This window comes from Paraburkholderia heleia NBRC 101817, assembly GCF_000739775.1.
In the GTDB taxonomy this organism is placed as follows: domain Bacteria; phylum Pseudomonadota; class Gammaproteobacteria; order Burkholderiales; family Burkholderiaceae; genus Paraburkholderia; species Paraburkholderia heleia.
Window position 1 is genome coordinate 72,426 of sequence record NZ_BBJH01000015.1, and the last position, 19,480, is coordinate 91,905.

Below are 19,480 nucleotides of genomic sequence, written 5' to 3' on the forward strand. Positions count from 1 at the left end.
CGTGCGCCGCCTCGTGTATGCGGGCCGTGCGCGGGCGCCGGCGGCGCATGACGTATCATTCCTTCTGTGCGAGCCACAATCGCTGTTCGAGCGGCCGCTAATGACCACAATGGCCATGAACCTGGCGCGCCACCCTGCCTGATTCGCACATCTGGGCCGTGACGCCGGGGCGGTGATATCGAAGGCTCAAAAATGAAAACGCTGATTGGCGCGCTGCACGAGCACGCGGCCCACGTGGTGAACCGGTTCTACGAGGAGCTGGGTCGCTTGCCCAAATCCCGCCGCATCCTCGAAATGCTTTCGGCGGCGGAACTCGCGCACCTCAAGGCGCGGCAGATCCAGAATCTTCTTGCTCTCGCCAGTGTCGGCCTGAGCGCGCGCGAGCACGAGGACATGGCGCAGCGCATTGGCCGCATTCATGCCATTGTCGGGCTCGACAAGGAAGAACTCGTGCGCAGCCGCGGCATTCTTCAGGAGCTGATCTACGCGGACATTGGCCGCATGGTGAGCACGCAACAACTCTCGCTCTACGCGCGCCGGCTGACTGCCGACCTCGCGTGGCAACTCAAGGCGTATCAGGCCGTCCAGGACTCGCAGCAGGAGGCGCTGTTGCGCATCACGCGCCTTGTGTGGGAAGCGGGCAGCTACACGAATTTCATCGACCAGGTGATCGCCGCGCTGGCGGCGCACGACGAAGTGAGCGCCTGCACCATCGGCCGCCCCGATGAAGCGGGCATTTTTCACTTCGAGGCCGGCGCGGGCGGCAAGACGGAAGGCGGCATGCTCAACGTGCTCGCCGCGCACGATCAGGAAATCAGTGTGCGCGCCGACCACCCGCAAGGGCAGGGGGGCATTGGGCGCGCCTGGCGCAGCGGCAAGCCCGAGCGCGTGGTCAACTACCAGACCGATCCGCTCGTGGCGCCGTGGCGCGATCTCGCCGCGCGCGAAGGCGTGCGCTCTTCGGTGGCGATACCGCTGGCCGCGCCCGGGCAGCCGCCGCTCGCCGTACTGAGTTTGTACAGCGCGTTTCCGGGCGGCTTCGTCGGGCCCGATCAGGTGGCCTTCGTCGATTTGCTGCAAACGCTGCTCGGTTGCGCCGCGATGCGCATCGCCGCCAACGACGGCCTGGGCGCCGCAGTGCCGGTGAGCGTGCGCCAGCATTGGGCAGCGCTTGTGCGCACCGGTGCGCTGGAAATGCACTATCAGCCGCTGCTCAGCCTCGCAACGGGCAGGGCGGCCAAGGTCGAAGCGCTGGCGCGTCTGCGCGACGGCGAGCGCCTGCTCGTGCCCGACGAGTTTCTTTCGGCGCTCTCCTCCGACGATCTGCTCGCGCTCTTCGCACGCGGCATCGACCAGGCGCTCGCCGACCGCGGACGCTGGTACGCCCAGGGCCGCGACCTCGACGTCTCGATCAACTTGCCGCCGGCGGCGCTCAACGACATCCGCTATTACGATGCCACCCGCACCGCGCTGGCCGCGCACGGTTGCCCGGCCGCGCGGCTCACGCTGGAAGTTCTGGAGAACGAAGCCCTGTCGCTGAGCCAGGGGCAGCGCGCCATTCTCGCGAAGTTCCGGGAGTTGGGCGTGCTGCTCGCGCAGGACGATCTCGGCGCCGGGCATAGCGGCCTCACGCGTCTGCGGGAATTGCCGTTCGACTGGATCAAGCTCGACCGCGAGATGGTGAAGGTGAGCGGCGGCGACGCGCTCAATACGCTGCGCGTGATCTACCAGTTGACGCGCCTCGGTCATTCGCTGGGACGACGCGTGCTCGCCGAAGGCGTCGATACGCTCGACCTCCTTCGCGCGCTCGCCATTCTCGGCGTGGACGGCGCGCAAGGTTATGGCATCGCGAGGCCGATGGAAGGCGCGCGCCTCATCGAATGGCTCGACACGACGCCGGCCTTCGCCGCGACCGCGAACGTCGAAGGCGGCGCCGCAACGGAGAGCCTGCTTGCGCGGCTCGCCCGCTTCGTGATCTGGGAAGAGCGCATGCTCATGATCGCGGCGGTGCCCGAAGCGGCACAAGACCTCTTGCGCGCCTTGACGCGCGAAGCAGGCGAGAGCGGCAGCGTAGCGCTCGCGCAGTCGCTGGCGGGCCTTGGCGATATCTTGCCGGCCGGCTCGCAACGCGATGCGTTGCACCGGCAGGTGGTGGGCGCGCTGTTGACCGAAGGCCCGAACAGCGAAGCATGGCGCGTGGCGCTGAACGGGGTGATCGAGGCCATTGCGACGGCCGGGTAGCAGGGCGTCAATCCTGCAACGCAAGCCCCGCATCGCTTTGTGCGGCCGACGGCTGCTTGCGCTGCAGCACCGCGATACACACGAGCGAAATGGCCGCCAACGCGCTGTAGAACAGGGCCAGCGGCCACCACTGGCCGGGATAGCCGTGCGCGAGCAGCGTGCCGACGAGCGGCGTGAGGCCGCCCGCGAGCGCCGCGCAACATTGGTAGGAAATCGAAATAGCCGAGTAGCGCACGCGTACCGGGAACGCGTTCGTCATGAAGCCCGCCATCACCGCGTACGAACTGCACATGCACATCACGGCAATGGCAATGCCGGCTACGATGGCGACCGGCCGGCCGGTGGAGACGAGCACGAACATCGGATAAGGCGAAATCATGGCCAGTGCGGCGGCCAGCACGAGGAACCGACCGGCGCCCACGCGCTGGGCAAACCAGCCGGAAAAGAGCTGGGTAAAAAGCTGGATGAACGCGACGACGAACAGGCAGTCGAGAATCAGCTCGCGGTCGAGCCCGAGCGTTTGCGTGGTGTAGTTGAGCATGAAGGTATTGACGAACCACGCGCCCGCCACGCCGATCACATTCGCGCCGAGGCATAGCAGCACGGCGCGCCACGAATCGCGCAGCACTTCGACGACCGGTATCGCGGCGGTACGGCGCTGCGTCCTGATCGCCTCGAATTCCGGCGACTCGCCCACGCCCGAGCGGATCAGCAGGCCCACCACGAGCAGCACCGCGCTCGCGATGAACGGCAAGCGCCAGCCCCAGGAAAAGAGCGCGTCCCGCTCGAGATGCGCGACGCTGCGAAACGCCAGCAGCGCGAGAATCAGGCCGGCCGGGCTGCCGAGTTGGGCAAACGAGGCGAGAAACGTGCGCTTTTCCCTCGGCGCGTGCTCGCCCGCCATGAGCACCGCCCCGCCCCATTCGCCGCCGATCGCAATGCCTTGCGCCACGCGCAGCAGCACGAGGAGCGCCGGGGCGAGCGCGCCGGCGCTCGCATAGGTCGGCAGAAAGCCGATGCCCACGGTGCCGGCGCCCATAATCGACAGTGTCGCGACGAGCGCCTTCTTGCGGCCGATGCGGTCGCCCAGATGCCCGAACACGAGCCCGCCGAAGGGGCGCGCGAAGAAGCCCACGGCGAAGGTGCCGAACGACGCGAGCGTGCTGTAGAACGGCTCGTGGGAGGGGAAAAACAGTTTGCCGAAAATGAGCGCCGAAGCGGTGGCATAGATATAAAAGTCGTACCACTCGATGGTGGTGCCGACAAAGGCGGCGAGCGAAGCGCGGGCGGGCTGGCGCGCAGGGGGGGTGCCGGGGCGGGTCATGCGTGTCTCCTTGATCGGGGTGAGCCGGCTTGGGCCGGTCTGTATTCCGCGGTCTGTATTCCGTTGAGGTCGGATGGAATGCTAGGTGCTTGGAATCGTTTCGGCTTCCTTGACAATACCGGCTTCGAAAAGCCGTTGCTGGGTATCGGCGTCGATGCCGAGTGCGTCCATCACGGCGCGCGTGTCGGCGCCGAGCGCTGGCGCTCGCGTGCGGTAGGTGGGCGGCGTGCGCGAGAGCTTCACGGGCGCGCCCGTGCCGCGATAGCCTTCCATCTCGACGATCATCCGGCGGTGCAGCGTGTGGGGATGCGCGGCCACGGCGTCGACGGTCTGCACGGGGCCGCACGGCACGCCGGCGCGGATCAGGTCGCGCGCGAGCGGCTCGCATTCGTGCGCGGTGAGCCGCGCTTCGAGCGCGGCCTTGAGTTCCGGCCGATGCGCACAGCGGCTGCGGTTGTCGGCGAAACGCGGGTCGTCGGCGAGGCCGGGCACGCCCAGGTGCGCGCAGAGCTTCGCGAACTGGCGGTCGTTGCCCACCGCGAGGAAGATCGGCGCGCTGAGCGTCGCGTAGCTGTCGTACGGCGCGATGTTCGGGTGCGCGTTGCCGCTGCGCTGCGGCGTGCGGCCATTGCCGAAAAAGTTCGGCAAATGCGGATGCAGGAGCGACACGCCGCAATCGTAAAGTGCGATATCCACCGACTGCCCGAGGCCGCTCTTTTCGCGTTCTGCCAGTGCGAGCAGAATGCCGGCGAGCGCGTTCAGACCCGTGACCATGTCCACAATCGGCAGGCCGATGCGCAGCGCGGGCCCGTCGTGCTCGCCGTTCACGCTCATCAGGCCCGCCATCGCCTGAATCACGGCGTCGTAGCCTGGCAGGCCGCCGAGCGGGCCGTCGGGACCGAAGCCAGAAATCGCACAGTGAATCAGGCGGGGAAAACGCGGGCGCAGATCGCGCTCGTAGTCCATGCCCCAGCGCGCGAGCGTGCCCGGCTTGAAGTTTTCGACCAGCACGTCCGCGCCTTCGAGCAGCTGCCACAGAATCGCGCGGCCTTCCTCGCGCGCGAGATCGACGGCGATGCCCTGCTTGTTGCGGTTCACGCCAACATAGTACGACGCCGTATCGCCGACGAAGGGCGGGCCCCAGCCGCGCGTTTCGTCGCCGTCGGGCGGCTCGAGCTTGATGACTTCGGCGCCGTGATCGGCGAGCGCCTGGGTGCAGTACGGACCGCCCAGCACGCGGCTCAGATCGATCACGCGCAGTCCGTGCAGCGCGCCGTTCACCGTGGTTGCTGGGGACTCCTTTGTTGGGTTCATCGTGCGTCGCCCCGGTGTGCTGGAATCGGTTGCATGGCTTGATCGAGCGTCAGCGCTCGTTCGTCCACGAGCGCGCGCAGCGTCGCGGCGTGTTCGTCGCGTTCGTCGAGCGCGAGCGGGTCGCGCGGCAGCAGCTTGTGGCGCACGAGCAGGTGCGCGAATGCGAGGCGCCGGTAATCCCGGGCGCCGCGCGAAATCTGCGCGGCTTCGCAGGCCATAAGGGCCGCCGTTGTGGCGTGATAGAGCGCGCTCGCGGCCTGGCGCACCGATTCGTCGCGGCCGCATTCGGCCACGCTCGCGAGCGCCGCGCCCGCGCGGTCGAACACGTCGCGCAGAAGCGCCGTACTTGTCTCAGGCAGCCCGCTTTGCGCCAGTTCCGCATGCACGTGCTGCGTCAACGCATCGAGCGCGCCTTCGCGCTTCGCCGCGCGCGCGACGTCGAGCGCGACGATATTGCTCGTGCCTTCCCAGATCGAGCCGAGATGCGCGTCGCGCACGAGGCGCGGATCGCTCCACTCCTCGATATAGCCCACGCCGCCGCGCACTTCCATGGCGTCGCCGGTGACGCGGCGCGCGTCGCGGCAGGCGCGGAACTTGATGAGCGGCGTGAGGATGCGCACGCACTTTGCCGCGAGTTCGTCGCCTGTATCGGCTCGTGCGAGCAGCGTAGCAATGCGCATGAACATCGAGCGCGCCTGCTCGGCGGGCAGCATCATCTTGAGCAGTTGACGCTGCATCAGCGGCATTTCGATGAGCTTGCAGCCGAACGCCTCGCGGTTGCGCGCCACGTGCAGCGCCTCGGTCACGGCGCGGCGCATGAGGCCCGCCGCGCGCACGCCGTTCGACAGCCGCGACATGTTGATCATGTCCGCCATCTGATGAAAGCCGCGGCCCACCTCGCCGATCAGGTAGGCCTGCGCGCCTTCCAGCGCGATCTCGCCGCTCGCCATCGAGCGGCTGCCGAGCTTGTCCTTCAGGCGCACGATGCGATAGGCGTTGCGCGTGCCGTCGGGGAGCGTCTTCGGCAGCAGGAAGAGCGCGAGGCCCTTGATGCCGGGCGGCGCGTCGTCGGGGCGCGCGAGCACCATCGCGAGATCGGCGTCGGCGTTCGAGCAGAACCACTTGTCGCCGTACAGACGCCACACGTCTTCGCCATTCGCGTCGCGCTCGCGCGTGGCGCGGGTGGCGATGCGCGCGACGTCCGAGCCCGCTGCCTGCTCGGTCATGAACATCGCGCCCTGGTAGAGCGTGTCGAAGTCCTGCGAGGCGAGCATCGGCAAATAGCGCGCAACGAGTTCGGGCGAGCCGAAGCGGCGCAGCGTGCGCGTGAGCGAGTCGGTCATGCTCACCGGGCAGCACAGGCCGAACTCGGCCTGCACGAACAAATAGGTGAGCGCGTATTTGACGAGCGGCGCGGGTGCGTTCGCGCGATGGCTCATGGCCGCGAGGCCAAGCTCCGCGTAGGCGACGCGTTCGAGCGCCACGTAGTCGGGATGCTTGTCGATGCGCTGGATCGCTGCGCCGCTGCGCGTGCGCTGTTCGAGCGTGGGCGGGTGCTTGTCGGCGACCAGCGCGAGCGCGTCGAGCTCTTCGGAGGCGCGCTGGCCGAGCGCGACGAGGCGCGGTTCGATTGCGCCGAAAGCAGCATCGCCGAGATAGCTGCGCAAAAGGGGCGCGAAGCCGGGGTCGCTCGTATAGAAGTTGATGCCGCGGCTGTCGGGGATGTTGGCCGAGCCGCTTGCCGCGGGGGCCTGCGCGGCCGGTGCGGACCGGGTGGCGAAGGGGGGGCGATCGCTCATCGTGTGCTGTCTCCATGCTGTTTTACTCTGCGATTCGGCGTAGCTTAGGCACGGCTTCGATAACCGTCCAATACAACCGATGTCATGTACGATAAATGCCATCTATCGATGGAACGACCAAGGAGCCTGCGATGGAACTCAAGCAACTGCGCTATTTCGTGGCGGTGGCCGAAGAGCTGCACTTCGGGCGCGCGGCGCGCCGGCTCTTCATTTCGCAACCGGCGCTGAGCTTTGACATCCGCAAGTTCGAGGAGCAGCTAGGCGTGCAACTGCTCGAGCGCACCAACAAGGCGGTCGCGCTGACCAACGCCGGCACTGTGCTGCTCGAAGAGGCGCGGCGGCTGCTGGCGCAGGCCGACGAGGTGCGGCGCATCGCGGCGCGCTCCGCGCACGGGCTGGCGGGGCGGCTGCGCATCGGGTTCGTCAATTCGATGCTTTATCGCGGGCTGCCGGAAGCGGTGCGGCGTTTCGAGGCCGATCATCCCGCCGTGGAAGTGGTGCTGCGCGAGATGAACACCGCCGAGCAGGTGCAGGCGCTCCAGCGCCTGCAGATCGATCTCGGCTTCGCGCATTGGGGGCGCTTTCCGGCCGAGGTGCAATCGGAACGGTTGTTTTCCGAGCCGTTTCTGTGTTGTCTGCCGCAAGGGCATCGGCTTGCGCGCAGGCGCCGCATCGAACTTGGCACGCTCGCGCGCGAACCGTTCATCCTGTTCCCACGCTCGGTGTCGCCGCATTATCACGACCAGATCATCGCGACCTGCGTGGAGGCCGGATTCAGCCCGCAGATTCGCCACGAAGCGCGGCTCTGGCAAACCGTCGTGACGATGGTGGAGTTCGGCATGGGCGTCGCGCTCGTGCCCGCCGCGCTCGGGGCTACGGGCGGCGGGCGCGTGGTCTTTCGCCAGTTGGCTAGCAATCCTTATGAATCGCAGGTGCTAAGGCTCTTGCGTAGTGGCGAGGCGAACGCACTGGCGCAGGGGTTTGCGGGCTATCTTGGGGGCGAAAGGAAAACAGGGGGGACGCCACGCCCGTGAGTGGCACCAAAAACGGGTCCAGTGAACGGCGCCCTCACCGGCATCTCTGTAAATAGTCTGCTTGACGGATTGTATGACAGGAATATAATCCGTCAACAAGCGGACGGTCTGCCGTCTGGAGAAGGCGGCCGCGAGCCGGCCAGAAAAGCCAACCTTACGGAGACAGCACCATGCAGACGGATGCCAGCATTGGAGGGCGCCTCGACAAACTTCCCTTGTCGGGCTTCCATTGGCGCCTGCTGGGGCTGATCGCGGCCGGCATGTACTTCGATTCGTTCGACATCTACATTGCCGGCGCGGTGCTTGCAGCAATGGTTCACAGCGGCGAGTCCACGCTGGGTCAGAACGCGACGTTCGTCTCCGTCACCTTCATCGGCATGATGACGGGCGCGTGGCTCTCCGGCGTACTCGGCGACCGCTTCGGACGCCGCTTCTGCTATCAGTTCAACCTCGGCATCTACGGCTTCGCATCGATTGCCGCGGCGCTCGCGCCGTCGATCGACTGGCTGATCTTTTTCCGTCTCGTGATGGGGATCGGCATGGGCGCGGAAATCGTCGTCGGATACGGCACGCTCAGCGAATTCATTCCTGCTGGCTGGCGCGGCCGCTTTGGCACGATCCTCAATCTCATCATCAACACGTCGCTGTTCCTCTCGACCTTCCTCGGCTGGCTGATCGTCCCGCAGTACGGCTGGCGCTGGATGTTCGCGATCGCGGGATGCGGCGCGCTGTTCGTCTGGTTCCTGCGCAAGTCGATGCCGGAATCGCCGCGCTGGCTCGCCTCGCGCGGACGCGCCGGCGAAGCGCGGCAAATCGTCGAGCGCATCGAGGCCGCGTGCGGCAGCCCCGTGGACCGCACAGCGAGCGCCACGGCGTCCCTCGCGCGCGAGTTCCATGCGCGCGATGCCGACGATTCGGGCCGGCTCGGCGATCTGTTCTCGCGCCGGCTGCTCACGCGCACGATCACGGCCATCACGGTTCTCGTCGCGCTCTTCACCGTCAACTACGCTTTCGTCAGCTGGATACCGACGTTCCTCGTGAAGCAGGGACACAGCGTATCGAACTCGCTCGGCATCACGGCGCTGATGTTCGCGGGCGGTCCCGTGGGTTCGCTGATCGCATTCGTCCTCGCCGAGCGCGTTGGCCGGAAGTGGGGCATTGTCCTGTTTTCACTCATCTGTGCGGGCTTCGGCGCCGCCTATCCGTTCGCGCAGTCGGCGGTGGCGATCACGGCGCTGGGCTTTGCGATCACGGCCGGCATTTACGTGCTGTCGTCGTTCAGCGTTGCCACGTATGTGCCGGAGTTGTTCCCGACGGAACTGCGGCTGCGCGGCTCGGGGCTGGCCAACACGGCGGGCCGGGCGGTCAGCATTGTCGTGCCGTATGCGGTGGCGGGCGCATTCATGCGCTTCGGCATAGCGGGCGTGCTGACGCTGATCGTCGGCACGCTGCTGATACAGGCGCTGATCGTAGGCGTGCTCGGGGTGGAAACGAAACAACGCTCGCTCGAAGCGATTGCCGCCGACGCCGCGGGCGCACCAGCGCTGGAAGGCGGCGCAAGGACCGCGGCGGAGTGAAGGGCGCCGCACGGATTTCCAAACGGATTACCAGACAAAAGGACACTTGAGACATGTCATCGCCCGCTGAGAACTACCGGATCTACGCAGTCAAGTATGCGCATTTCGAGCGCCGCTCAGGCGACAACTTTATCGGCGGCGACTCCCACGACGTGCCGATGCCGCTCGATTACTTCGTCTGGGCCGTGGTGGGCCCCACGCGCACGTTCATCGTCGATACGGGCTTCGACCAGGCGATGGCCGACAAGCGCGGCCGCACGATCACGAACACGGTCGAGCACGGGCTCAAGCAGATCGGCATTCGCGCCGGCGACGTCGAAGACGTCATCATCACGCACATGCACTACGACCACGCGGGCAATCATGCGCTGTTCCCGCGCGCGCGTTATCACCTCCAGGACCGGGAGATGGCCTATTGCACGGGCCGCTGCATGTGTCATCACGCACTGAGCCACCCGTTCGAACCCGAGGACGTGAAGTCGATGGTCGGCCGCCTGTTCGAAGGGCGCGTGCAGTTCCATGACGGCGCCTCGGAGATCGCGCCGGGATTGAGCGTGCACTGGGTCGGCGGACATACGAACGGCCTGCAGATCGTGCGCGTGCATACGCAGCGCGGCTGGGTCGTGCTGGCGTCGGACGCTTCGCACTTCTATGCGAACATGCAGGAGCATCGGCCGTTCCCCATCGTCTACAACGTCGGCGACATGATCGAAGGCTACGAAGCCGCCCACCGGCTGGCGAGCTCGCCGAACCATGTGATTCCCGGCCACGATCCCGCCGTGCTGACGCGCTATCCGTCGCATGACCGCGCGACGGAGGGCTGGATCGTGCGGCTCGATGCAGAAGCGCGCTGAGCGGGGCGGCGAGATGATCCTGAAAGGCAAGAGCGCGCTCGTCACGGGTTCGTCGAACGGCCTCGGTCTCGCGATGGCGCGGGCGCTGGCGGGCGCGGGATGCGACATCGTATTGCATGGGCTGGAAACGCCGGGGCAGATGATGCGCACGACCGACGAGCTGGAAGACGCGTTCGACGTGAACGTCGCCTATGTGCAAGCCGATCTCGCGACGCCAGCCGGCGTCGATGCGCTGATCGGCGCGGCGCAGGAACGGGTGCGCTCGCTCGACGTGCTGGTCAACAATGCCGTCGTCCGGCATTTCGCGGCCGTAGACGCATTTCCGCTCGATCACTGGAACCATGCGCTCGCCGTCAACCTCACGGCCGCGTTTCGCGCGATCCAGCGGGTGCTGCCCGGCATGCGCGAACGCGGTTGGGGCCGCATCTTCAACATGACGTCGGTGTACGGCGCGCGCGCCGTCGCCAATCGCGTCGATTACGTGACGACCAAGACGGCGCTGCTCGGACTCACGCGCTCGGTGGCGATCGAAACCCTGAGCCAGGGCATCACGTGCAACGCGATCTGTCCGGGCTCGGTGCTCACGCCGAACATCGACGGCCGTATCCACGCATTGATGGACGAGCGCGGCCTGAACCGCAGCGATGCGCTGCGCGAATTCCTCAAAGGCAAGCAGCCGACCGGCGAACTCGTCGAGGCGGCGCACGTGGGCGAGATGGTCGTGTTTCTGTGCGGGCCGGCGGCCAGCCAGATCACGGGCGCGATGATGCCGATCGAAGGAGGCTGGCTTGCAGGCTGATCCCATCGATGCACGCGCGCTGCAAAACGGCGCACTGACCCGCGCGCTCGCGCGCTTCGTGGCCGGCACGCAGTGGCGCGACGTGCCCGCCGCCGTGAGCCGCGAAGCGAAACGCTCGCTCGTCAATTACTTCGCCGTCGCGCTGGCAGGCTCGCACGATCCGACGCTCGACAAGGCCGTGTCCGTCTATGGCCGCTTTCGCGCCGGCAACGACGCGACGCTCGTCGGCCGCAGCGAACGCACCGATATGCTGAACGCGGCCGCGCTCAACGCGATGAGCGCGAACGTCTACGACTTCGACGACACGCATATCCCGACCATTCTCCATCCCACGGCGCCCGTTGCCGCCGCGCTGTTCGCGCTCGCCGAGTCGCATGCGATGAGCGGCGAGGCGTTGCTGCTCGCATTCGTGACCGGCGTGGAAGTGGAATGCCGCATTGCTGACGCGGTGTCGCCCGAGCACTATCAGCGCGGCTGGCACATCACCTCGACGTGCGGCGTGTTCGGCGCCGCGGCCGCCGCCGCGAAGGCGCGCGGACTCGACGAAGACGCCATCGTGTGGGCGCTCGGCAATGCGTCCGCCCAGACGGGCGGTCTCGTCGAAACGCTCGGCACGATGTCGAAGAGCATCGGCGTCGGCAACGCGGCGCGCAACGGGCTGCTGTCGGCGCTGCTCGCCGAAGACGGCTTTTCCGGCCCCGTCGCGCCGCTAGAAGGCGAACGCGGCTTTCTGCGCGTGACGGCCTCGAAGCCGCACTGGCATGCGCTCACGCAAGGCCTTGGACGCGAGTGGGCGCTGCTGAAGAACACCTACAAGCCGTATCCGTGCGGCGTGGTGCTCAATCCGGTGATCGACGCGTGCCTCGAACTGCGTCGCGGCGCGCGCTGGTCCATCGACGATATCGAAGAGATCGAGCTCACGGGGCATCCGCTGCTGCGCGAGCGCACCGACCGGCCGGGCGTACGCACGGGCCGCGAATCGCAGGTCAGCGCGCAGCATGCCGTGGCCGTGGCGCTGTCGCGCGCCAAGGCGGGACTCGAAGAGTTCACCGATGCCGCCGTCGCCGATGCGTCGCTGTGCGCATTGGCGAGACGGCTGCGCTTCGTCGATAACGCTGCGTGGCCCGTGGAATCGGCGCAAGTGACGATCGTGCTGCGCTCGGGCGAGCGCCTGTCGCATCGCGTGCAGGCGGCGCGCGGCAGTCTCGCCGCGCCGCTCGCCAACGTCGAGCTGGCGGACAAGCTGCATCGGCTCGCGGCTTATGGTGGCTCGGGCATCGATGCGCAGCCGCTCGCCGACGCGCTATGGAAATTCGACGCCGAGCCCGATGCGGCCGCCGTGGTGCGTCTCACGCGCGCCCGTGGCTCGGAATAACGCAGAGACGCTTTCATTTACGAGGATTGTCATGTCGAGTAGTCAAGCATCCAGTCAACAGAGCGGTCGCCGGCTCGGTTTCATCGGCGTCGGCACGATGGGGCGGCCGATGGCGCGGCGGCTCATCGAAGCGGGCTACAGCCTCATCGTGTACGACCGCGATCAGGCGGCCGTCGCGGAACTGAAGGCGATGGGCGCGCAGGCGGCGGCATCGGTGCGGGAAGTGGCCGACAGCGCGCACACCGTGTTCACGAGCTTGCCCACGCCCGCGATCTTCAAGCAGGTCGCGCTAGGCGACGGCGGACTCATCGAAGGCAGCGCGATCAAGATCCTTGTGGATCTGTCCACGGTCGGCTCGCGCATCGAAAAGGAAGTTGCCGAAGGGCTGCTGGCAAACGGCATCGAAACCGTCGACGCTCCGGTGAGCGGCGGCGCGGCGGGCGCAGCGAAGGGCACGCTCGCGATCATGGCGGCGGGCAATCCCGCCGCGCTCGACGCTGTGCGCGGCCTGTTCGACGTGCTGGGCAAAGTCTTCGTCGTGGGCGACAAGGCCGGGCAAGGGCAGTTGCTCAAGCTGCTGAACAACATGCTGTCGTCTACGGCGTTCGCGATCACGTCCGAAGCGTTCGTCGCGGGCATGCGCGGCGGGCTGGATCCGGACGTCATGATGTCGGTGATCAATGCGGGCAGCGGCAAGAACGGCGCGACGCTCGACAAGTTTCCGAAGCACGTGCTGCCGCGTACGTTCGATTTCGGCTTTCCCGTCGGCAGCGTCTGCAAGGACATCGGTCTTGCCGTCGACGAATGCCAGGCGCTCGGCGTGCCGATGTGGGTGGGCAGCGTCGCGCGCCAGGTCTGGAATTACGCCGCGATGCAGGACGGCAGCGCGCGCGACATGACGGAACTCGTCAAGTACGTCGAGCGCTGGTCGTCCGTCGAAGGGCTTGCGGACTGAGCCGCCTTTGTTGCGACACTGCGAGCCAGAAACACAACTACGGAGAATCACATGATCGTTGAAATGCGCATTTATCACTGCGCGCCGACCCGCCTGCCGGCTTTGCTCGACCGTTTCACGTCCACCACGCTGGGCTTTTTCGAAAAGTACGGCATCGAGCAGATCGGCTTCTGGACCACGCTGATCGGGCCCAGCAACCATGCGCTGACTTACATGCTGAAATGGGAAAGCCTCGCTGAGCGCGAGCAGAAGTGGAACGCGTTTCAGGCCGACGCCGAGTGGATCGCGAAGCGCGCCGCGACGGAAGCAGAGAGGCCGATCGTCGAGCGCATCGAGAATCACTTCCTGACACCGACCGCGTTTTCCGCGCTGCGCTAGGAGAGGAATGTCATGACGCAACCTCAGCGAATCGGTTTCATCGGGCTCGGCATGATGGGCGCGCCGATGGTGCAGTGCCTCGTCAACGCCGGCTTCGGCCTCTTCATCGACGACGCCGACGCCGCGCGCGCCGACGCGCTCGCTGCGCAAACGGGCGCACAGCGTCTGGGCAAGGACAATGCTGCGTCGCTCGACGCGTTGATCACGATGCTGCCGAATTCGGCCATCGTCGAAAGCGTGCTGCTCGGCGACGGCGCGGATGGCTGGGCGAGCCTGCTCACGAAGGGTGCCGCCGTGATCGACATGAGCTCGTCGGAGCCCGAACGCTCGCGCAAGCTCGGTTCGGTGCTCGAAGAGCGCGGTCTCGCGTATCTCGATGCGCCCGTGTCGGGCGGGGTGAAGAAAGCGAAGGAGGGCACGCTGGCGATTCTGGTCGGCGGCAACGCGGACGAGCTCGCCCGATGCAAGCCCGTGCTCGAGGCGATGGGCAAGAGCATTCTGCATATCGGCGGCGCGGGCGCGGGACATGCGGCCAAGGCGCTGAACAACTATGTGTCGGCGGCGGGTCTGGCCGCCACGGTCGAGGCGCTGCACGTCGCGCAACGCTTCGGCATCGAGCCGGACGTGATGACGGACGTGCTGAACGCATCGTCGGGACGCAGCAACACCTCGGAAAACAAGGTGAAGCCGTTCATGCTGAGCGGCACGTTCGCCTCCGGCTTCGCGTTGCAGTTGATGAACAAGGATCTGAAGATCGCCCGCGCGCTCGCGCAGTCGGTCGGCTATCCCATGACGCTCGGCATGACCTGCACGGCAATGTGGGACGAAGCCGCGCAACGTTCGACGCCCGCGACCGACCACACCGAAATGTACCGCCTGCTCGATGGCGACGCGTCCTGATCTTTCTGCCTTGGAGCCTGCCATGTCACATGCAGCGCAGTTTTATATCGACGGACGCTGGGTCGAGCCCGCGTCCCCCCGATGGTTCGACGTCGTCGATCCGTCCACGGAAGCGCCGTTCGAGCGCCTCGCACTCGGCAATGCGCAAGACGTCGATCGCGCCGTGGCCGCTGCGCGCCGCGCGTTTCCCGCGTGGTCCGCGACGAGCGTGGCCGAGCGCGTCGCGATGCTGCGGCGCGTGCTCGGCATCTACGAGCGCCACTACGAAGAATTCGCGCAGGCGATGCGCCGCGAGATGGGCGCGCCTATCGCGTTCGCGCGCAGCGGCCAGGCGGCGCGCGGCCCGGCGCACCTGAATGCGCTGATCGACGTGCTCGAGCGCTTCGAGTTCGAAGAGCAGCGCGGCAACACGCGTGTCGTGCTCGAAGCGATCGGCGTGTGCGGACTGATCACGCCGTGGAATTGGCCCGTGAACCAGATCGTCGTGAAGATCGCGCCGGCGCTCGCGGCCGGTTGCACGATGGTGCTCAAGCCCAGCGAATATTCGCCGCTTAGCGCGCTGCTGTTCGCCGAAGTACTCGACGAAGCGCAACTGCCCGCAGGCGTGTTCAATCTCGTGAACGGGGATGGACCCGGTGTTGGCGAGGCGCTTGCTGCGCACCCGGATATCGATATGGTGTCGTTCACGGGTTCGACGCGCGCGGGCGTGCTGGTCGCGCAATCGGCGGCGCCGACGGTCAAGCGCGTGGCGCAGGAGCTGGGCGGCAAGTCCGCGAACATCCTGCTCGATGACGTCGACCTCGAAGAGGCCGTGAAGCGCGGCGTTGCCGCGTGCTTCACGAACTCCGGCCAGTCGTGCTCGATCCCCACGCGCATGCTGGTGCCGCGCCAACTGATGAGCGATGCCGTGCAGATCGCGAAGCGCGCGGCACAATCATACCGGACAGGGCCGACCGAAGAGCCGTCCACGCAGCTCGGGCCGCTCGTCAACCGCAACCAGTTCGAGCGCGTGCAGGCGTTGATCCAGAAGGGCATCGACGAAGGCGCGCGGCTCGTGACGGGCGGCACGGGGTTGCCCGCCGGCATCGAGAAAGGCTACTACGCGAAGCCGACCATCTTCGCCGACGTCACGCCCGACATGACGATCGCGCGCGAGGAAATCTTCGGACCGGTGCTCTCGATGATGCCTTACGACAGCGAAGAGGAAGCCATCGCGATTGCCAATGGCACCGAGTACGGTCTTGCCGCGTACGTGCAATCGGGCGACATCGCGCGCGCCCGCAAGGTGGGCCGTGCGCTGCGTGCCGGCGGCGTGCATCTGAACTATCCGCCCGCCGATTTCAACGCGCCGTTCGGCGGCTACAAGCGCTCGGGCAACGGCCGCGAGTGGGGTGAAGCGGGCTTGCGCGAATACCTGGAAACGAAGGCATTGGTCGGTTACGGCGCGGATTGAACGGCGCGCGGGCGGACCTGAGCCGCAAGCGCGCCAAAAAAATTTTGCGCGTTTCGATTGTCGGACAATCATCGCGTCTGGCAATCGGCATGCGTGGAGCAAGTGAACGAGTCGGGCAACTGGGAGGACCTTGAAGATGGACAGCAACGAACGTTTCGACAAAGGCTTTGAAAACCGCAAGGAAGTGCTTGGCGCGGCGCACGTGGAGAAGTCGTGGGCCAACGCCGACGACTTCAACCGGCCGATGCAGAAGTACGTCACGGAGTGCTGCTGGGGCGACATCTGGGGCGACAAGACGCTGCCCTTCAAGACGCGCAGCCTGCTGAACCTCGGCATGCTCACGGCGATGAGCCAGCATCACGAACTGTCCGTGCACGTGAAGGGCGCGCTGCGCAACGGAGTGACGAAGGAAGAAATCCGCGCGGTGCTGATGCAGGCGGCCATCTACTGCGGCGTGCCGCTGGCGCTGGCCGCGTTCCGCGTGGCGACGGATGCGATCAAAGCGTACGAAGCGGAGACTTCGACGGTTTGAGACGGTTTGAGACGGTTTGACGTAGCGGCGTACGCCGCGCCGGCGTGCGCCGGCAGAAGACGCACAGGCGCAACATCGACATACGCAGACCACGCACCGCGCGATGCGGGCAATCAATGCAACGAACTTGCATGCGGCCGGAGCGACTCCGGTCGACCACAGGAGACAACGATGAAGACACTGACCGCGAATGACGTCGTACCGTCCGAGGGCGAGCAGACGATCGAAACGAAAAGACGCAACGCCATCAAAGGCGCGTTCTTCTCCGAGTACATCGACATGTTCGATATTTACCTGCCTGTCGTCGTACTGTCACCGGTGCTGGCGTTTTTCCAGCCGCCGCATCTGTCGGGCGGGATGGAGACGATTCTCGCGTCGCTGGTGTTCATCACGACGCTGCTGGGGCGTCCGATCGGCGCGCTGCTGTTCGGCATGGTGGCGGACCGCATCGGCCGCCGCAAGGCGTCGATCTGGTCGGTGTCGGGCTTCGGTGTCGTCACGCTGCTGATCGCGCTGCTGCCGGGCTACGAAAGCATCGGCATCGCGTCGTACTGGGCGCTCGTGCTGCTGCGCTTCGTCGACGGCATTTTTCTCGGCGGCGGCTATACGGGGGCGATGCCGCTTGCCATCGAGTATTCGAAGAAGGCGCAGCGCGGCTTCGTGGGCGGCTTCATCATCGCGGGCTTTCCGGCCGCGTATGTGTCGATCAATCTGGTTGCGATGCTGATGTTCTGGCTCTTTCCGCTCAGCGGCATGCACTCGCCGTACGCGCAATGGGGCTGGCGCATTCCGTTCGTGCTGGGCGCCGTGCTCGCGGGCGCGCTGGCGATGTACTACGTGCACAAGGTGGCCGAATCGGAGATCTGGAAAAGCGAAGCCGCCGAGAAGGCCGATCAGCCCGAAAAGCTGCCGTTGACGGATCTGTTGCGCGGCAAGAGCGGACGCAATCTGCTTCAGGTGCTGGTCATGATGACGGGTTTCTGGCTCACGCAGAACATCATCACGATCTTCCTGCCCACGGGCCTGCTCGTGAAGACGCTGCATCTGAGCGGCTTCCAGATGACGTTCACGCTGATGATCACCTATTTCGTGCTGTTCTTCAGCTATATCGGCTCGGGCATGCTCGCGCAGGTGATCGGCCGGCGGCGTTTTTTCGCGATCGTCGGTCCGCTGATCGCGACGGTCGGCGCGGCCTTGCTGTATGTGCTCGCGAACGTCGACGGGCTGTCGCTCGCGGCCATCATCGGGCTGGTCTGCGTGCTCGCCGTGCTCGTCACGTCGCCGTGGGGCGTGATCGTCACGTACATCAACGAACGCTTCGTCACCGATGTGCGCGCAACGGGCTTCGGCGTGGGCTTCAGCCTCTCGGTGATCATCCCGTCGTTCTACGCGTTCTACATGGACTGGCTCAGCGCGTTCATGCCGTTGCGGCTGACCTCGGTGGTGCTGCTGTGCCTCGGCGGCCTGATCGGCGCCGCCGGCGCGCTGATGGGACCGGAAACGAAGGATGTCGATTTTTGACGAATGACCTGACTGTAAGGGAAGAGCGGAAATGAACAAGGAACGGATCGGATTCATCGGTCTCGGCAACATGGGCGGCCGCATGACGCGGCGCCTCGTCGATGCGGGCATCGCGGTGCTCGGCTACGACACCGTGCCCGCACGCGTGGAGGCGGCGGGCGCGCAGGCCGCGGCCACGATCGCGGACGTCATGAAGTTCGCCGACGTCGTAATGCTGTCACTGCCGGACAGCAAGGTGGTCGAGGCCGTGGTCGAAGGCGGGGGCGGCGTGCTGGCGCACTGCCGCGCCGGGCAGATCGTGGTCGACCTGAGCACGGCGGCCGCGAGCTCGACCATCCGGCTCGCGCAGCGCTTCGCGCAAAGCGGCGTGCAGTATGTCGACGCGGGCATTTCGGGCGGCGCGGCCGCGGCGGAGAAGGGCACGCTCACGCTGATGGTGGGCGGCGAGGCGAGCGCCGTCGAAGCGCTCCAATGGGCGTTCGCGCCGATCGCCACCAAGGTCGCGCACATGGGCGCAAGCGGGGCGGGCCACACGACCAAGCTGCTGAACAACTTCCTCAATGCGGTGAGCCTCGCGGCGAGCGCGGAGGTGATGGTGGCGGGCAAGAAGGCGGGGCTCGACCTGCATCTGCTGCTGGACGTGCTCAACAGCAGCAGCGGCGTGAACTTCGCGACGCTCAATCGCTTTCCGAAGATCGTCGACGGCGATTATCTGGAAGGCGGCCTGACGGGCAAGCTCATGACGAAGGATGTCGTGCTCTATGTCGATCGCGTGCGCGAGCTGGGCGTGGTGTCGCTCAACGCGTCGGGGCCGCTCGCGAGCTTCGGCCTTGGCACGGCGCTCGGCTATGGCGACGTGATCAGCAACCGCGTCGTCGATGCGATCGGCGACGTTTCGGGCGGCGTGCGGCTGTTCGACGGAAAGCGCAAAGTTTGACGAGAAGAGGAGAGGCAATCATGAAGGTTTTTCACGGCAGGGCGGAAGGCAAGATGTCGGAGCAGCGCGGCGAAACGTTCTCGGGGACGGTGTGGGCCGACCCCGTGATGCCGGCGACCGACGGCGTGACGATCAACACGGTGTTCTTCGCGCCGCGCGGCCGCACCTACTGGCACACGCACGAACACGGCCAGGTGCTGCAGGTGACGGCGGGCAAGGGCTGGATCTGCAAGGACGGCGAGGCGCCGCAGGAAATCCGCCAGGGCGATATCGTGTTCATCGGACCCAACGAGCGCCACTGGCACGGCGCGAGCGACGGCAGCTACATGGTCCATATCGCCACGTCGATCGGCAAGTCGATGTGGCAGGAAGAAGTGTCGGAGGCCGACTACCCGAAGGGGCTCGACGCACGCTGATGCAAATTGCGGGACGCGGCGCAGGCCGCGTTCCGCGCGCAGAGGTTTGACCATCGCCATCACGAGGGACG

At 66.4% G+C, this 19,480-nt stretch carries 17 protein-coding genes; 14 read left to right on the plus strand and 3 right to left on the minus strand.

Going from position 1 to position 19,480, the window contains the following annotated elements; all coding sequences use genetic code 11:
• Nucleotides 1–192: 192 nt before the first annotated feature.
• Nucleotides 193–2,241 (plus strand): EAL domain-containing protein, encoded by a 2,049-nt coding sequence (locus BHE01S_RS14500; RefSeq protein WP_052405925.1) that lies wholly within the window; start codon nucleotides 193–195, stop codon nucleotides 2,239–2,241.
• 7 nt (nucleotides 2,242–2,248) lie between these two features.
• Here the strand turns inward: BHE01S_RS14500 and BHE01S_RS14505 are convergent, their stop codons facing one another.
• The 3 genes from BHE01S_RS14505 to BHE01S_RS14515 form a co-directional block, all read right to left on the minus strand.
• Complete coding sequence (locus tag BHE01S_RS14505) at nucleotides 2,249–3,565, minus strand: MFS transporter (RefSeq protein ID WP_042265164.1); 1,317 nt, start codon at nucleotides 3,563–3,565, stop codon at nucleotides 2,249–2,251.
• An 81-nt stretch (nucleotides 3,566–3,646) separates the two neighbouring features.
• Complete coding sequence (locus BHE01S_RS14510; RefSeq protein WP_042265166.1) at nucleotides 3,647–4,879, minus strand: CaiB/BaiF CoA transferase family protein; 1,233 nt, start codon at nucleotides 4,877–4,879, stop codon at nucleotides 3,647–3,649.
• Nucleotides 4,876–6,678, minus strand: coding sequence for an acyl-CoA dehydrogenase family protein (locus tag BHE01S_RS14515; RefSeq protein WP_042265167.1), 1,803 nt, complete (start codon nucleotides 6,676–6,678; stop codon nucleotides 4,876–4,878). The genes BHE01S_RS14510 and BHE01S_RS14515 overlap by 4 nt, the downstream gene beginning before the upstream one ends.
• A gap of 131 nt (nucleotides 6,679–6,809) precedes the next feature.
• On the opposite strand from BHE01S_RS14515, the gene BHE01S_RS14520 reads away from it, so the two are divergent.
• The 13 genes from BHE01S_RS14520 to BHE01S_RS14580 all read left to right on the plus strand — a co-directional run bounded on the left by BHE01S_RS14520 (nucleotide 6,810) and on the right by BHE01S_RS14580 (nucleotide 19,409).
• Nucleotides 6,810–7,712, plus strand: a complete 903-nt coding sequence (locus tag BHE01S_RS14520) for a LysR family transcriptional regulator (protein WP_042265170.1) — start codon at nucleotides 6,810–6,812, stop codon at nucleotides 7,710–7,712.
• A 170-nt stretch (nucleotides 7,713–7,882) separates the two neighbouring features.
• Nucleotides 7,883–9,289, plus strand: coding sequence for an MFS transporter (locus BHE01S_RS14525; protein ID WP_042265172.1), 1,407 nt, complete (start codon nucleotides 7,883–7,885; stop codon nucleotides 9,287–9,289).
• A 53-nt stretch (nucleotides 9,290–9,342) separates the two neighbouring features.
• Nucleotides 9,343–10,143, plus strand: a complete 801-nt coding sequence (locus BHE01S_RS14530) for an N-acyl homoserine lactonase family protein (RefSeq protein ID WP_042265173.1) — start codon at nucleotides 9,343–9,345, stop codon at nucleotides 10,141–10,143.
• 13 nt (nucleotides 10,144–10,156) lie between these two features.
• Nucleotides 10,157–10,942 (plus strand): SDR family oxidoreductase, encoded by a 786-nt coding sequence (locus BHE01S_RS14535; protein ID WP_042265322.1) that lies wholly within the window; start codon nucleotides 10,157–10,159, stop codon nucleotides 10,940–10,942.
• The gene (locus BHE01S_RS14540; protein ID WP_042265175.1) at nucleotides 10,932–12,317 is read left to right on the plus strand and encodes an MmgE/PrpD family protein; all 1,386 of its coding nucleotides are present in this window, start codon (nucleotides 10,932–10,934) and stop codon (nucleotides 12,315–12,317) included. Before BHE01S_RS14535 ends, BHE01S_RS14540 begins: the two co-directional genes overlap by 11 nt.
• Before the next feature lie 31 nt (nucleotides 12,318–12,348).
• Nucleotides 12,349–13,272: an NAD(P)-dependent oxidoreductase gene (locus tag BHE01S_RS14545; RefSeq protein WP_042265177.1), complete on the plus strand. Its 924-nt coding sequence runs from the start codon at nucleotides 12,349–12,351 to the stop codon at nucleotides 13,270–13,272.
• Nucleotides 13,273–13,323: 51 nt separating this feature from the next.
• A complete protein-coding gene (locus BHE01S_RS14550) occupies nucleotides 13,324–13,650 on the plus strand; it encodes an NIPSNAP family protein (RefSeq protein ID WP_042265178.1) in 327 nt (108 codons plus the stop codon).
• Between the two features lie 12 nt (nucleotides 13,651–13,662).
• A complete protein-coding gene (locus tag BHE01S_RS14555; RefSeq protein WP_042265180.1) occupies nucleotides 13,663–14,550 on the plus strand; it encodes an NAD(P)-dependent oxidoreductase in 888 nt (295 codons plus the stop codon).
• Nucleotides 14,551–14,572: 22 nt separating this feature from the next.
• Nucleotides 14,573–16,003 carry an aldehyde dehydrogenase family protein gene (locus tag BHE01S_RS14560; RefSeq protein ID WP_042265182.1) on the plus strand — a complete coding sequence of 477 codons (1,431 nt, stop codon included), beginning with the start codon at nucleotides 14,573–14,575 and terminating at the stop codon, nucleotides 16,001–16,003.
• 136 nt (nucleotides 16,004–16,139) lie between these two features.
• Entirely contained in the window at nucleotides 16,140–16,535 is a 396-nt protein-coding gene (locus BHE01S_RS14565; protein ID WP_042265184.1) for a carboxymuconolactone decarboxylase family protein, read from the plus strand.
• Nucleotides 16,536–16,706: 171 nt separating this feature from the next.
• Nucleotides 16,707–18,056 carry an MFS transporter gene (locus BHE01S_RS14570; RefSeq protein ID WP_042265186.1) on the plus strand — a complete coding sequence of 450 codons (1,350 nt, stop codon included), beginning with the start codon at nucleotides 16,707–16,709 and terminating at the stop codon, nucleotides 18,054–18,056.
• Nucleotides 18,057–18,087: 31 nt separating this feature from the next.
• A complete protein-coding gene (locus BHE01S_RS14575) occupies nucleotides 18,088–18,993 on the plus strand; it encodes an NAD(P)-dependent oxidoreductase (RefSeq protein ID WP_042265188.1) in 906 nt (301 codons plus the stop codon).
• A gap of 20 nt (nucleotides 18,994–19,013) precedes the next feature.
• Nucleotides 19,014–19,409, plus strand: a complete 396-nt coding sequence (locus tag BHE01S_RS14580) for a cupin domain-containing protein (RefSeq protein ID WP_042265192.1) — start codon at nucleotides 19,014–19,016, stop codon at nucleotides 19,407–19,409.
• The last annotated feature ends 71 nt before the right edge of the window (nucleotides 19,410–19,480 follow it).

Excerpts from the sequence above, each read along its gene's own strand:
- BHE01S_RS14520 (WP_042265170.1), top strand. The coding sequence starts at position 6,810 with ATGGAACTCAAGCAACTGCGCTATTTCGTGGCGGTGGCCGAAGAGCTG.
- BHE01S_RS14560 (WP_042265182.1), top strand. The coding sequence starts at position 14,573 with ATGTCACATGCAGCGCAGTTTTATATCGACGGACGCTGGGTCGAGCCC.
- BHE01S_RS14545 (WP_042265177.1), top strand. The coding sequence starts at position 12,349 with ATGTCGAGTAGTCAAGCATCCAGTCAACAGAGCGGTCGCCGGCTCGGT.
- BHE01S_RS14510 (WP_042265166.1), bottom strand. The coding sequence starts at position 4,879 with ATGAACCCAACAAAGGAGTCCCCAGCAACCACGGTGAACGGCGCGCTG.
- BHE01S_RS14505 (WP_042265164.1), bottom strand. The coding sequence starts at position 3,565 with ATGACCCGCCCCGGCACCCCCCCTGCGCGCCAGCCCGCCCGCGCTTCG.
- BHE01S_RS14580 (WP_042265192.1), top strand. The coding sequence starts at position 19,014 with ATGAAGGTTTTTCACGGCAGGGCGGAAGGCAAGATGTCGGAGCAGCGC.
- BHE01S_RS14535 (WP_042265322.1), top strand. The coding sequence starts at position 10,157 with ATGATCCTGAAAGGCAAGAGCGCGCTCGTCACGGGTTCGTCGAACGGC.
- BHE01S_RS14565 (WP_042265184.1), top strand. The coding sequence starts at position 16,140 with ATGGACAGCAACGAACGTTTCGACAAAGGCTTTGAAAACCGCAAGGAA.
- BHE01S_RS14550 (WP_042265178.1), top strand. The coding sequence starts at position 13,324 with ATGATCGTTGAAATGCGCATTTATCACTGCGCGCCGACCCGCCTGCCG.
- BHE01S_RS14525 (WP_042265172.1), top strand. The coding sequence starts at position 7,883 with ATGCAGACGGATGCCAGCATTGGAGGGCGCCTCGACAAACTTCCCTTG.
- BHE01S_RS14500 (WP_052405925.1), top strand. The coding sequence starts at position 193 with ATGAAAACGCTGATTGGCGCGCTGCACGAGCACGCGGCCCACGTGGTG.
- BHE01S_RS14570 (WP_042265186.1), top strand. The coding sequence starts at position 16,707 with ATGAAGACACTGACCGCGAATGACGTCGTACCGTCCGAGGGCGAGCAG.
- BHE01S_RS14575 (WP_042265188.1), top strand. The coding sequence starts at position 18,088 with ATGAACAAGGAACGGATCGGATTCATCGGTCTCGGCAACATGGGCGGC.
- BHE01S_RS14555 (WP_042265180.1), top strand. The coding sequence starts at position 13,663 with ATGACGCAACCTCAGCGAATCGGTTTCATCGGGCTCGGCATGATGGGC.
- BHE01S_RS14530 (WP_042265173.1), top strand. The coding sequence starts at position 9,343 with ATGTCATCGCCCGCTGAGAACTACCGGATCTACGCAGTCAAGTATGCG.
- BHE01S_RS14515 (WP_042265167.1), bottom strand. The coding sequence starts at position 6,678 with ATGAGCGATCGCCCCCCCTTCGCCACCCGGTCCGCACCGGCCGCGCAG.